The organism is Serratia sp. HRI (assembly GCF_010119335.3).
GTDB classification, from domain to species: domain Bacteria; phylum Pseudomonadota; class Gammaproteobacteria; order Enterobacterales; family Enterobacteriaceae; genus Serratia; species Serratia nevei.
The window spans coordinates 5,261,234-5,273,831 of sequence record NZ_CP083690.1 but is presented as its reverse complement, the minus strand read 5'-3'; the positions used below and the strand labels follow the sequence as shown (position 1 = coordinate 5,273,831).

14 protein-coding genes are annotated in these 12,598 nt (G+C 60.2%); 4 read left to right on the top strand and 10 right to left on the bottom strand.

The window, feature by feature from the left end:
* The first annotated feature begins 148 nt into the window (after positions 1-148).
* Entirely contained in the window at positions 149-397 is a 249-nt protein-coding gene (locus tag GF111_RS25250) for a hypothetical protein (protein WP_004930507.1), read from the top strand.
* Positions 398-556: 159 nt separating this feature from the next.
* Here the strand turns inward: GF111_RS25250 and GF111_RS25245 are convergent, their stop codons facing one another.
* Together GF111_RS25245 and GF111_RS25240 are read right to left on the bottom strand one after the other, a co-directional pair.
* The gene (locus GF111_RS25245) at positions 557-2,191 is read right to left on the bottom strand and encodes an ABC transporter substrate-binding protein (RefSeq protein WP_038880347.1); all 1,635 of its coding nucleotides are present in this window, start codon (positions 2,189-2,191) and stop codon (positions 557-559) included.
* 159 nt (positions 2,192-2,350) lie between these two features.
* On the bottom strand, positions 2,351-2,701 hold the full coding sequence (locus GF111_RS25240; RefSeq protein ID WP_025302994.1) for a hypothetical protein: 351 nt from the start codon (positions 2,699-2,701) through the stop codon (positions 2,351-2,353).
* Between the two features lie 206 nt (positions 2,702-2,907).
* Here GF111_RS25240 and mpaA point away from each other — a divergent pair, with 206 nt between their 5' ends.
* Positions 2,908-3,615 (top strand): murein tripeptide amidase MpaA, encoded by a 708-nt coding sequence (gene mpaA / locus GF111_RS25235; RefSeq protein ID WP_038880352.1) that lies wholly within the window; start codon positions 2,908-2,910, stop codon positions 3,613-3,615.
* Between the two features lie 3 nt (positions 3,616-3,618).
* Here mpaA and ycjG read toward each other — a convergent pair whose 3' ends face one another.
* Positions 3,619-4,593, bottom strand: coding sequence for an L-Ala-D/L-Glu epimerase (ycjG, locus tag GF111_RS25230; protein ID WP_038880354.1), 975 nt, complete (start codon positions 4,591-4,593; stop codon positions 3,619-3,621).
* 225 nt (positions 4,594-4,818) lie between these two features.
* Here ycjG and tpx point away from each other — a divergent pair, with 225 nt between their 5' ends.
* Positions 4,819-5,322 carry a thiol peroxidase gene (gene tpx, locus GF111_RS25225; protein ID WP_004930536.1) on the top strand — a complete coding sequence of 168 codons (504 nt, stop codon included), beginning with the start codon at positions 4,819-4,821 and terminating at the stop codon, positions 5,320-5,322.
* A gap of 57 nt (positions 5,323-5,379) precedes the next feature.
* Here tpx and tyrR read toward each other — a convergent pair whose 3' ends face one another.
* The 7 genes from tyrR to pspA form a co-directional block, all read right to left on the bottom strand.
* Positions 5,380-6,951 carry a transcriptional regulator TyrR gene (gene tyrR, locus GF111_RS25220; RefSeq protein WP_055316976.1) on the bottom strand — a complete coding sequence of 524 codons (1,572 nt, stop codon included), beginning with the start codon at positions 6,949-6,951 and terminating at the stop codon, positions 5,380-5,382.
* Positions 6,952-7,265: 314 nt separating this feature from the next.
* The gene (locus tag GF111_RS25215) at positions 7,266-8,327 is read right to left on the bottom strand and encodes a YcjF family protein (RefSeq protein WP_048234112.1); all 1,062 of its coding nucleotides are present in this window, start codon (positions 8,325-8,327) and stop codon (positions 7,266-7,268) included.
* On the bottom strand, positions 8,324-9,721 hold the full coding sequence (locus GF111_RS25210) for a YcjX family protein (RefSeq protein ID WP_147190616.1): 1,398 nt from the start codon (positions 9,719-9,721) through the stop codon (positions 8,324-8,326). Before GF111_RS25210 ends, GF111_RS25215 begins: the two co-directional genes overlap by 4 nt.
* Complete coding sequence (gene pspD, locus GF111_RS25205; RefSeq protein WP_031299672.1) at positions 9,702-9,968, bottom strand: phage shock protein PspD; 267 nt, start codon at positions 9,966-9,968, stop codon at positions 9,702-9,704. The genes GF111_RS25210 and pspD overlap by 20 nt, the downstream gene beginning before the upstream one ends.
* Before the next feature lie 96 nt (positions 9,969-10,064).
* Complete coding sequence (gene pspC / locus GF111_RS25200) at positions 10,065-10,424, bottom strand: envelope stress response membrane protein PspC (protein ID WP_004930552.1); 360 nt, start codon at positions 10,422-10,424, stop codon at positions 10,065-10,067.
* A complete protein-coding gene (pspB, locus tag GF111_RS25195) occupies positions 10,424-10,651 on the bottom strand; it encodes an envelope stress response membrane protein PspB (protein WP_039565931.1) in 228 nt (75 codons plus the stop codon). The genes pspC and pspB overlap by 1 nt, the downstream gene beginning before the upstream one ends.
* Positions 10,652-10,714: 63 nt before the next feature.
* Positions 10,715-11,380 (bottom strand): phage shock protein PspA, encoded by a 666-nt coding sequence (gene pspA / locus GF111_RS25190; RefSeq protein WP_055313105.1) that lies wholly within the window; start codon positions 11,378-11,380, stop codon positions 10,715-10,717.
* Positions 11,381-11,565: 185 nt separating this feature from the next.
* Here pspA and pspF point away from each other — a divergent pair, with 185 nt between their 5' ends.
* Positions 11,566-12,573 (top strand): phage shock protein operon transcriptional activator, encoded by a 1,008-nt coding sequence (pspF, locus tag GF111_RS25185; RefSeq protein WP_060434652.1) that lies wholly within the window; start codon positions 11,566-11,568, stop codon positions 12,571-12,573.
* Positions 12,574-12,598: the final 25 nt, after the last annotated feature.

Here is a 12,598-nt window from a genome sequence, read left to right as displayed (position 1 = left end):
CGCCGATAAAACGCTGGCAATGCCGTTATTATTATGACTTAACATATTATTATCATTTTTAATTCAAAATGATAATAATAAATCAACACAAAGCTGTTTCAGCGCAAATTTTAGGGGCATATACTTTTCTCACTACGAGGAGGTAGTTATGTTACGCGACCATTTAAAAATAAACGCCAGCGATACGCTGGAAAAAATCAGTAATATCCATTTGCAAAACCAGGGCCAGGAAGAGATCAGTGAGTTTGTGGTGAAGAACGCCGCCGGCCTGCAGATTGGCAAGGTCTCCGTCCACGATCGTTTCAGCACCCGACGCTCGTACCCCACCAGCTACCGCATCACCCAGACCGACATGAGCGGCCGCGTGGTGGTGGATGCCATGCGGGACTGTCTATAAGCGTAACCTCTCTCTGAAATAACGAAATAATCATGTGATGATGGCAACCCTGTTTATTATTAAACGGGGTTTATCGCGTGGGGAAATTAATTACCTTCTTCGTTGCATCGTCGATAAAATAAAGCCCCCGCATTAAGCGGGGGCGATAAATAAATCGACTCAGTGTTTGATGATATACATCGTCTGGCTGTAGGCCACGTCTTCAGGGTTGGTGATCGGATAGCCTTTTACCCACGGTTTGATCAGGCGGCCGTTGGTGTACTGGTAAATCGGCGCGATCGGCGCCTGGTCGGCAATGATCTGCTCCATCTTGTTGTAATCGGCGGTCACCGCCGCAGGATTGGTTTCCCGCCCCGCCTGCGCCAGCAGCTTGTCGTAGTCCGCGTTCTTGAACTTGGCGATGTTGCCGCTGTGGGTCGAGGTCAGCAGCGACAGGAAGGTCGACGCTTCGTTATAGTCACCCACCCAGGAGGCGCGGATCACGTCGAAATTGCCGGTGTTGCGGCTGTCGATATAGGTTTTCCACTCCTGGTTTTGCAGCTTGACGTCAATGCCGAGCTTCTTCTTCCACATCGAGGCCACGGCGATGGCGATCTTCTGGTGGCTTTCCGAGGTGTTATAAAGCAACGTCAGCTTCAGCGGGTTGTTCGGGCCGTAGCCGGCCGCCTGCAGCAACGCCTTGGCCTGCGCGTCCAGCTCCGCCTGCGATTGCTGTTGCAGCAAACTCGCCTCTGGTTTGAAGCCGGCGGTCACGTCCGGCGTGAAGTGATAGGCCGGTTTTTCGCCGGTGCCCAGCACTTTTTCCGCGATAATCTTGCGATCGATGGCGTAGGACAAGGCCTGGCGCACCCGCACGTCGTTAGTCGGCGCGCGCTGGGTGTTGAACGCGTAGTAATAGGTGCCGAGCTGATCCGGTGTGTACACCTGCCCCGGAATGTCTTTCAGCAGCTTCTGATACATGTTTTTCGGGAAGGATTCGGTGATATCGATGTCACCCGCCAGGTAACGCTTGGTGGCGTTGGATTCCTGGTTGATGGGTACGAAGGTCACTTTGGTCAGCACGGTATGCGCATGATCCCAGTAATGATCGTTAGGCGTCAGCACCAGCTTCTCGTTCACCACCCGCTCCTGCAGTTTGAACGCGCCGTTGCCCACCAGATTGCCGACCTTGGTCCAGTCGTTGCCGTATTTTTCCACCACCGCCTTATTCACCGGGAACAGGCTGAAGTTGGCCGTCAGGCTGACGAAATAAGGCACCGGCTTGTCCAGCTGCACTTTGAGGGTGTAGTCGTCCGGCGCCGACACACCCAAACGCTCGGCCGGTAATTTGCCGCTGATGATCTGCTCGGCGTTCTGGATCCCCGCCAGCTGCGCGAACCAGGCGAACGGCGACAGGTTTTTCGGCTCTACCAGCCGCTGCCAGCTGTAGACGAAATCCTTCGCCGTGACAGGGTCACCGTTTGACCACCGCGCGTCTTTACGCAGATGGAAAATGTAAGTCTGATTGTCGCTGGTCTGCCAGCGCGTGGCGACGCCGGGGATCACTTTCCCGTTGGCGTCCTGATTGACCAGCCCTTCGAACAGATCGCGCGCCAGCTGGGCCTCCGGCAGGCCAACCGCTTTGATCGGATCGAGCGAGGCCGGTTCGTCTTTAATGTGGCGCACGATTTCCTGTTTGGCCGCCAGCGCGGTGCCCGGGGGAACCTGCGCCGCCATGGCGCTGCTCATACAGGCGCCGATCGCCGCCGCGCAAAGCGCCAAACGAAAACCTCGTTGCATTTTTCTTCCCGTCATTATGATGTTCCCCCGTTAACCATCTGAATTTTTTATCATATAGCACAAGATCCGTCCGGCCTAGCGCTCACGGCCGAGAAGTTGCAAAAAGTGGGATTCAGGCGATAAAAAAACCCGTGCGGCGCAGGGCGGCACGGGCGGTGTTTGCAGCAGCGACCGTCAGTCGTACAGGTGGATGCTGTTGATGCGGTAGCTGAACTCTTCGCCTTCTTCTTCATCGAACACGGTGAAAAAGCCTTTCTCGGCCAGCGGACGGGCCGAAATATCGGTTTTTTGCAGCTGGCGCGCGTCGGCGTCGTCGTAGCCGTAATCAAGGTAGAAGACATCTTTCTGGTAATCGATATGCAGGGTGAACGGATAGTTCGATTCGTCCCCGCGCCCGTCGTCATTTTTCACCACGCCGAACCACTCCCCCTGACGGATCTGGTTTTCAGCGTCCACGCCGCACAGCAGCGTGATGGTGTCATTTTCATTTTCGCTATAGCTGGCGATAATTCTGGCTACTGGCATGTTAAATCCTCTTGCGGGTGATTGGCTTAGCACTGCCGTTAGTATAACAACAGCGTCAGGCCAGGTGCGGTTTAATTGGCGTTTTCGCCGCCGCCGCGTCACAGATCGCGCAAACGCCGCACAATTGCGATGGGAAAGATGCCTCAAAGCGTAATACACTGAATAAAATGACAATGACTCTCGGCCTTTTACTCAGGGACAACACCATGACCGAACATCGACCGCGCAGTGAACGTGGCCAGTTGGCCGTCGCAGGAGAGAACTACGGCAGCTCGCTGCTGGGCGCGCCGCTGCTCTATTTCCCGGCGGCGGTCAGCGGCCCGGAGACCGGGCTTATCATCGCCGGCACCCACGGCGATGAGAGCGCCGCCATCGTGACCCTGTCCTGCGCGCTGCGCAGCATCGCCCCCGATCGGTTGCGGCACCACGTGGTGCTGGCGGTCAACCCCGACGGCTGCCAACTGGGGCTGCGCGCCAATGCCAACGGCGTCGATCTGAACCGCAACTTCCCGGCCGCCAACTGGCGCTCCGGCGACACCGTCTACCGCTGGAACAGCGCGGCGCCGGTGCGCGACGTCAAGCTCTCCACCGGCGGGCGCCCCGGTTCCGAACCGGAAACTCAGGCGCTGTGTCACCTGATCCATCGCCTGAAGCCGCACTGGGTGGTGTCGTTCCATGAGCCGCTGGCCTGCATCGAAGATCCCGCCAGCTCGCGGCTCGGCGTTTGGCTGGCGCACAAGTTCGAGCTGCCGCTGGTGACCAGCGTCGGTTATGAAACGCCCGGTTCGTTCGGCAGCTGGTGCGCGGATCTGTCGCTGCCGTGCATCACCGCCGAATTCCCGCCGATCTCCGCCGATGCCGCCAGCGAGCGCTACATCGACGCGATGACCGAGCTGCTGACCTACCCGAATTAATCCCTACGGGGCGATATCGACGATCGCCCCGCATTCGAACGTCAGGCCCGGTTCGACGTCCCGCGCCAGCCAGGTTGGGCCGTCCAGATCGACGAAGCGCGCCGCCGGCGCCAGCGGCAAGGCGGCGGATATCGCCCGCGACGTGCATAACATGCAGCCGAGCATGATGGCGAACCCTTGTTCGCGCGCGGCCTGCGCCAGCGCCAACGCCTCGGTCAAGCCGCCGGCTTTGTCCAGTTTGATGTTGACCATCTGATAGCGCTGCGCCAGCCGAGGTAGATCGGCGCGGGTGTGGCAGCTTTCATCGGCGCAGATCGGCAGCGGATGAATAAAGTGCTCCAGCGCGGCGTCGTCACCGGCCGGCAGCGGCTGCTCCAGCATCGCCACGCCGAGATCGGCCAGCAGTTGGCAGCGCGCCGCCAGCCCTTCCGCCTGCCAGGATTCATTGGCGTCGACGATCAGCGTCGCCTGGGGTACCGCGGCGCGGATCGCGACCAATCGTTCGCTGATATAGTGATCGTCGAGTTTGATCTTCAGCAGCGTAGCGCCCTGCTGCTCCAGTTCACGCGCGGCGAAGGCCATCGCTTCCGGCGTGCCGATGCTGACGGTCTGCGCCATACGGATATGCGCCGGGGCCGTCACGCCGCTGAGATGCCACAGGCTCTGCCCGTGCAGGCGGCACTCGAGATCCCACAGCGCCGAATCCAGCGCGTTGCGAGCGGCGCCCGCCGGCATCTGTACCAGCAGCTGTTCGCGGGTCATGCCTTGTGCGATCGCCGGCGCCATCTCTGCCAGCTGTGCCATCACCGACTCCTCGCTTTCGCCGTAGCGCGGGTACGGCGTACACTCACCGATGCCGCGCACGTCCTGCTGTTCGATTTCGACCACCACCACCCGGGCTTCGGTGCGGCTGCCGCGCGCAATCACGAAGGCGGTATGCAGCGGCCAGGCTTCCGGGTAAAAACGCATGTCTCTCATAACGGCTCCTGAGCGAAAACTGCGCATTCAGCCAGGCTGATGCGCCGGTGATGTTTTATAGAACAGCCTAATATATACAACTATTTAGCAAACTTTGATATCCAATCCGCCCCGGTTGTCATAAACTGGCGCCAGAGTGTGAACCTGATGTTAAATGCCGTTGCCGGTGCGCCGTTTCATCAGGTTCATACCCTTTGTATAAACACCTGTAAAAGGAATCTAGCAATGACTCAGACAGTACATTTTCAAGGCAATCCAGTCAGCGTAGCGGGCAAACTGCCACAGCAGGGCGAACAGGCCAAGGCCTTCTCACTGGTTGCCAAAGACCTGTCAGACGTGGCGCTGAGCAGCTTCGCGGGTAAACGCAAAGTCCTGAACATCTTCCCAAGCATCGATACCGGCGTCTGCGCGACGTCGGTGCGTAAATTCAACCAGCTGGCCAGCGGCCTGGATAACACCGTGGTGCTGTGCATCTCCGCCGATCTGCCGTTCGCGCAGTCTCGCTTCTGCGGCGCGGAAGGCCTGAGCAACGTGGTCACCCTGTCCACCCTGCGCGGCGCCGAGTTCAAGCAGGCATACGGCGTCGAAATCGCCGAAGGCCCGTTGGCAGGCCTGACCGCGCGTGCGGTCGTGGTGCTGGATGGCCAGGACAACGTGCTGTACAGCGAGCTGGTGAACGAAATCACCACCGAGCCGGACTACGACGCCGCGCTGGCTGCGCTGAAATAACAAAGCCGGCGAACGCCGGCTTTGGAAACCCGTTAAAGGCGCCGCAAGGCGCCTTTCTTATTCCTCGCCCTCGACACCGCCTTTACGGCTGCTCAGGCCATACTCGCGCAGCTTGTTGGCGATGGCGGTATGGGAAACGCCCAGGCGCTTCGCCAGCTTGCGGGTGCTGGGATAAGTGCGATACAGGCGCGTCAGCACCGAGCGCTCGAAACGCTTACTGATGTCGTCCAGCGAGCCGTCCAGCACCTCGTCGCCCAGCGACATCTCCACCTCGAACTCCGGCAACACGATATCCTGCGGCCGTAGCTCGTAGCCTTCGGTTTGCGTCAGCGCGCGGTAAATGGCGTTTTTCAGCTGGCGCACGTTGCCCGGCCAGCCGTACTTGCTGAGGAAGCCGCCCAGATCGCTCGCCAGCTTGGGCCGCGCCACACCCTGTTCATCGGCGAAGCGCGCCACGAACAGCTCTGTCAGCGGCATGATGTCCTGCGGACGCTCGCGCAGCGGCGGGATGGTGATGGTCAGCACGTTGAGGCGGTAATAGAGGTCTTCGCGGAATTCGCCGCGCTGCACCAGCTCGGTGAGGTTTTTCTGGGTGGCACAGATAACGCGCACGTCGACGTGCACCTCATGCTCTTCGCCAACGCGGCGGAAGGTGCCGTCGTTGAGGAAACGCAGCAGTTTGGTCTGCATACGCGGCGACATTTCGCCGATCTCATCCAACAGCACCGAACCGCCGTTGGCCTGCTCGAAGAAGCCTTTCTTGCCTTCCAGCGCGTTGGGATAAGCGCCCGGCGCATGGCCGAACAGCTCGCTCTCCACCACGTCATCCGGCAGTGCGGCGCAGTTCAGCGCCAGGAACGGTTGTTTGCCGCGCGGGCTGCGCAAATGGCAGGCGCGGGCCAGAATATCCTTGCCGGTACCGGTATCGCCGACGATCAGCAGCGGCGCATCGAGCATCGCCAACTTGCGCGCCTGCTCCAGCACGTGACGCATCTTGGCGCTTACCGCGACGATGTGGTCGAATTCGGTATCGTCGTTCACCGACAGATTTTGCAGCTGGCGGCCCATGCGCGCGGTGGACTTCAGCATCACCACCGCACCGACCGCGGCCGGCTGCTGCTGTTCGTCTTCCAGATAGATGGGCGTGATGTCCATCAGGAAGTCCTGGCTGCGGATCACCACCCGCTCGGAGTGCGGCGCCGTATGCTCGCTCTCCAGCCAGCGGCTGAAGTTATAGCCGCCGATCAGCGCCCCGGCGGTCTGGTTGCGGATCTTGTCTTCGTTCAGGCTGAACAGCGCCTGCGCCGCCGGGTTGGCCAGCTCGACCTTGCCCTTCATATCGATAGAGAACACCGGTTCCGGCATCGATTCCAGCAGCGCACGCAGCGCGCGATGCTCGCGTTCGGAAGGCATAAAGCTGACGGTGCGCACGTCGGTTACGCCGGCGATGCGGCGGATCTCCGCCATCAGCGCGCGGAAAGTATCGAAATCCAGCTGGGAGAAATTGAGGTAAATGCGGCCGATAGGATCGATCTCGATGCCACGTAAGTCAATGCTGCGCGATACCAAAAGATCGAGTAATTCTCGAGTGAGACCGAGGCGGTCTTCGCAAAATACTTCCAAACGCATCAGTGTTGGCCTTATCTCTGCAGGTGCGGGGATCGTTGACGATGATGATACTCCCTCGCACCGGGCGGTAGAAGCGATCTGTCAGCAAAAGTTGACAGAACTCTGATTTATTGCCGTGGTTGCCGATTTTAAACGCAAGCGGATAACAGCATCGGCGTCATTTTAGCCTACAAACAGAGAGTTATCACAACCAGAATTAATTTTTCAGAGATTTATCACGCACTCACAGGGGGATCGACTGTCGTCAAGTCTCGAGTACGTTCGGCGTCGGCGCCGTTGAGAAAACGGCGCTCCTGAGAGCGCCGTCGTGGGGGTTATTTGGCCTTGCCGTCGCTCTTTTTCAGCGTGTCTTTCAACTGGCCGATCAGCTGGCTGCGGAAATCGCCAAGCTTCGGCTTTTCCCCTTCCAGCCACGGCAGCGGGCGGCACAGTTCCATCGCCTTGATGCCCAGCCGCGCGGTCAACAACCCGGCGCCGATGCCCTGCGCCGCACGCGCCGACAGCCGCGCCGCCAGATCCTGCGACATCCAGTCCATGCCCACTTCGCGCACCAGCTCGGAAGCGCCGGCGAAGGCGATGTTCAACAGCACCAGCCGGAACAGACGAATGCGGCTGAAGTAGCCCAGCTCGATGCCGTACAGCGCGGCGATGCGGTTGATCAAACGGATGTTGCGCCAGGCGATAAACGCCATATCCACCAGCGCCAACGGGCTGACGGCGATCATCAGCGTCGACTCGGCGGCGGAGCGGCTGATTTCGCGCCGCGCCTGGTTATCGAGCACCGGCTGCACCAGTTTGGCGTACAGCTCCACCACTTCACGATCGTTTTGCGTTTCATGCAGCGACGCCTGCCAGCGCTGCAACGCCGGATGCCCCTGATCCAGCCCGGCCTGACGCGCCAGCTTCTCGCAGAATTCGCGCCCTCGCCCCAGCCCGTGGCTGTGCAGCAGCTCGCGCGCCACGTCGCGCTCTTCCGCGCGCTGGCGCAGCCGATACAAACGCCGCCACTCGGTGACCACCGAACCGACGCCAGCGAACACGATCAGGCCGCCGGCCACGCCGCCGCCCATGGCGATCCAGTCCTGCTGCACCCAGGCGGTATGCACCCACTGCACGCCCTGCGCCACCACGCTGACGCCGAACAGCGCCAGGCCGGCGGTGACCATTTTGCGCCACAGGCTGCGTTTAGGTTTCAGCGCGGCGTTGATGATGCCTTCGGCGCGCCCTTCTTCCTCTTCCTGCTGCAGCTCCGGCGCCGCCGGGAAAAAGCTTTCTGCCTGTTCGGCATCGAAAGCGACGCCGGCGCGCAACGCCGGCTCCTGCGGCGGCTGCAGCGGCTCGTCAAAATCGATACGCGGTTTGATCGGCTCGCTCATCGCAATTTGTCTCCCAATAAAAACTCCATCACCGCATCCAGACGGATGTGCGGCAACGGGCTGTCCACGCTCATGGCGCGCGGTCGAAACTCATCGAAGTGGAACCCCTGGCTCTGCCAGAACGCCGCCCCCGGCAGGCGGGCGGGCACTTCGCCGGGGAACACCGTCAGCGGCGCGCCGTCGCTCAGGCGGTTGCCCTTCAGCGCCGGAATACGTTGCCCCTGATGATCGACGATACCGCTCTCGGTCGCCTGCACCGAGGCCAAGCCGACGCAATCCATGCTGATGCCCTCGAACGCCGCATTCTGCCACGCCTCTTGCACCAGCTGTTGCAGCAACGACACCAGATTGGCGTGCTGATCGGCGGTGATATGGTCCGCCTTGGTGGCGGCGAACATCAGTTTGTCGATGGTCGGCGAGAACAAGCGGCGGAACAGCGTGCGCTTGCCGTAATGGAAGCTCTGCATCAGCTGGGTCAACGCCAGACGCATATCGTTGAACGCCTGCGGGCCGCTGTTGAGCGGCTGCAGGCAGTCGACCAGCACGATTTGCCGATCGAAACGGACGAAATGTTCTTTGTAGAAGTTTTTGACGATCGACTGGCAGTAGTAGTTGAAGCGAGCGCGCAACATGCCGATGTTGGTGTGTTTGTCGGCCTGCGCCAACTTCGATTCACCGATCGCAGCCACGTCGGGCCACGGGAAAAACTGCAGCGCCGGCGCGCCGGCCATATCGCCCGGCAGCACGAAGCGGCCCGGCTGAATAAAGTGCAGCCCTTCGCTTTTGCAGCGCAGCAGATAATCGGTGTAGGCCTGGGCGATCGCCGCCAGGCGGTTTTCATCGGCCGGGGCCAGCGGATCGCAGGCCTTGCACAGCTCAAGCCAGGGCTTGGCCCATTCGGCGCGTTCGCCCTGCAGCAGCCCGGTCATCTGGCGCGACCAGGCCAGGTAGTCCTGCTCGAGCATCGGCAGATCCAGCAACCATTCGCCGGGATAATCGACGATCTCCAGGTACAGCGTGGAGGTGTCTTTAAAGTGGCGCAGCAGCGAGTCGTTGGAGCGGTAACGCAGCGCCAGACGAATTTCGCTGACGCCGCGCGTCGGCGTCGGCCAGGCCGGCGGCGTGCCGTATAGCTGCGCCAGCCCTTCGTCATAGGTGAAACGCTGGATGCCGAGATCGCGCTGCGGGATGCGTTTGACGCCCAGCAGGCGCTCTTCGCGCACCGGTGAAAACAGCGGCATGCGCGCGCCGCTGTGCACATGCAGCAGTTGGTTGACGAAGGCGGTGATAAAGGCGGTTTTGCCGCTGCGGCTCAGGCCGGTCACCGCCAGGCGCAGATGGCGATCCATTCCGCGGTTAACCAGCGAGGTTAACTCATTTTGCAGTCGTTTCATTGCTCTCCTTGACGTAACGCCCGAATGCCTTGTTCAGGCCTTTACGGAACAGCGGTTCCAGCACCAGCGCCAGCACGAAGCGCACCGGTTTGCGGCCGACGGTCTTCAACAGCCAGCCGGCGGCGCCCGCCGGGCCATAGTTCAATAACGCTATGATGATGACTTTAGCCAATGTCTTCAACATTGCCGCCGCTCCTCGTTTAAATCCACCCGTTCTGGCGGTGTTTGCGACATCGATTTTATTCATGACAATGCCCTCCGGCACAAGACGATTAAGGTTACATTCACGGGATAACGGCGGCGAAGATACCCGGCCTATGCAGGCCGGGTATCGCAAGAAGGGTTACAGCTTGCGGAAACGGCTCTGTACGCCGAAGGTATCGGACGTCACGTAGCGCTCGACCTGACGCAGCTGCTGCTCGCCGCTGCCCAGCTCATACTCCAGCTGATCGAGCAGCTGGCGCGGCGTCTTCTGATGCTCGCCTTCGAAGCGGCTGGCCGGCGCTTCGTCCAACACGAACACCAGCGCGATATAGGCCACCAGCGTGAAGAAGAACAGCCCGAAGAACAGCGACAGCACCACCATCACGCGAATCAGGCGCACCGGCACGTCGAAATAGTGGGCCAAACCGGCGCAGACGCCTTTCACCATGCCTTCTTCGGGAACGCGATAAAGCTTTTTACTGCCCAGCGTCGTGCTCATCAGGACTGTCTCCAGTTCGGGTGTTCCGTATCTAGGATCTCTTCCAACGCCTGAATGCGTTCACGCATGCGTTTGGCGTCTTCCGCCAGCTGCGCCAGGCGCTGCATTTCTTGCTGACTCAGCTGGATGCCGGTCTGTTGCCGATTGCTGTAATGCAGCCAAAGCCAAATCGGCGCGACAAACAGCACGAAAATTGTCAGCGGAATGGCAAGTAATAAAGCACTCATTGTTATTCCTTCTTATCGGGTCCTGGATAGGCGGCCACCTCCGGCGTGTGGCCGCGGTTCGCCTTACTCTGAGCGGTTCATCTTGGCTTTCAGCGCCGCCAGTTGCTCACTGATGGCGTCGTCGGCCTTCAGTTCGGCAAACTCTTGGTCCAGCGACTTCTTTTTACCGATGCTGATGCTTTCCGCCTCGGCTTCCATGTGGTCGATGCGGCGCTCGAACTGTTCGAAACGCGCCATCGCCTCATCCAGCTTGCCGCTGTCGAGCTGGCGGCGCACGTCACGGGAAGAAGACGCGGCCTGATGACGCAGCGCCAGCGCCTGCTGCCGCGCGCGGGTTTCGGTCAGCTTGTTTTCCAGCTCGCCGATTTCGCTCTTCATGCGCGCCAGCGTTTCTTCTACGGTCGCCACTTCCTGCGTCAGCGTGGCGATCAGATCGGCCACCTTTTGTTTTTCGATCAGCGCCGCACGGGCCAAGTCTTCTTTATCTTTGCGCAGCGCCAGTTCGGCTTTTTCCTGCCAGTCGCTTACCTGGTTTTCACCCTGCTCAATGCGACGCAGCAGCTGCTTTTTCTCAGCCAGCGCGCGCGCCGACGTAGAGCGAACCTCAACCAGCGTGTCTTCCATCTCTTGGATCATCAACCGCACCAGCTTGTGCGGATCTTCCGCCTTGTCCAGCAGGGTGTTGATGTTGGCGTTCACGATGTCGGCAAAACGAGAAAAAATACCCATAATTCACTTCCTCTTGGTTCTGATGGCGTCTGAAGCGCCGCGTTAAGTCGTACAGCTTGCCCAAAGATATAATCAAAACCCGTGCCAACTTTTATCTCACTGAAAAATAAAGAATATTATTTTTTTGACTCTCTGCGCGCTTGCTGTAGAGTGATTATTTTCACCAAATATTGGCGAATTTCATCATGAACGAACAGCCAGAGAATTTGTTGGGCGAGGCAAACGCCTTTGTCGAAGTCTTGGAGCAAGTCTCCCAGGTCGCCAAGCTGAACAAACCGGTGCTGGTGATCGGCGAGCGCGGCACCGGCAAGGAGCTGATCGCCCACCGTCTGCACTACCTCTCCAACCGCTGGCAAGGGCCGTTCATCTCGCTTAACTGCGCGGCGCTGAATGAAAACCTGCTGGATTCCGAGCTGTTCGGCCACGAGGCCGGCGCGTTTACCGGCGCGCAAAAGCGCCATCTGGGGCGCTTCGAGCGCGCCGACGGCGGCACGCTGTTTCTCGATGAGCTGGCGACCGCGCCGATGCTGGTGCAGGAGAAATTGCTGCGGGTGATCGAATACGGCCAGCTGGAGCGCGTGGGCGGCAGCCAGCCGCTGCGGGTGGATGTGCGCCTGGTGTGCGCCACCAACGACGATCTGCCGGCGCTGGCGGCGGCGGGCAAGTTCCGCGCCGATCTGCTGGATCGGCTGGCGTTCGACGTGGTGCAGCTGCCGCCGCTGCGCCAACGGCGGCCCGATATCATGCTGTTGGCCGAGCATTTTGCCATTCAAATGTGCCGCGAGCTGGCGCTGCCGCTGTTTCCCGGCTTTACCGAGCATGCCAGGCAAACGTTGCTCGAGTATGGCTGGCCGGGCAACGTGCGCGAACTGAAAAACGTGGTGGAGCGCTCGGTTTATCGCCACGGCGACAGCGACAGCCCGCTGGACGACATCGTCATCAACCCGTTTGCGCCACGCGAGGCCACGCCGGTCACGCCCGTTCCTGAAGGCGCCGGCGCGTTACCACCGCTGCCGCTGGATTTGAAACACTGGCAGCTTGAGCAGGAGAAGGCATTGATCGAAGCGGCGCTGCAGCAGGGGCGCTTCAATCAGCGCAAGGCGGCGCAGCTGCTGGGGCTCACCTATCACCAGCTGCGCGGCATGCTGAAAAAGCATGCGCTGCTGCAAAACGGCGAAGCGGACGAGGAATAACAGGCAAAAAAAAGCCAGCACCCGA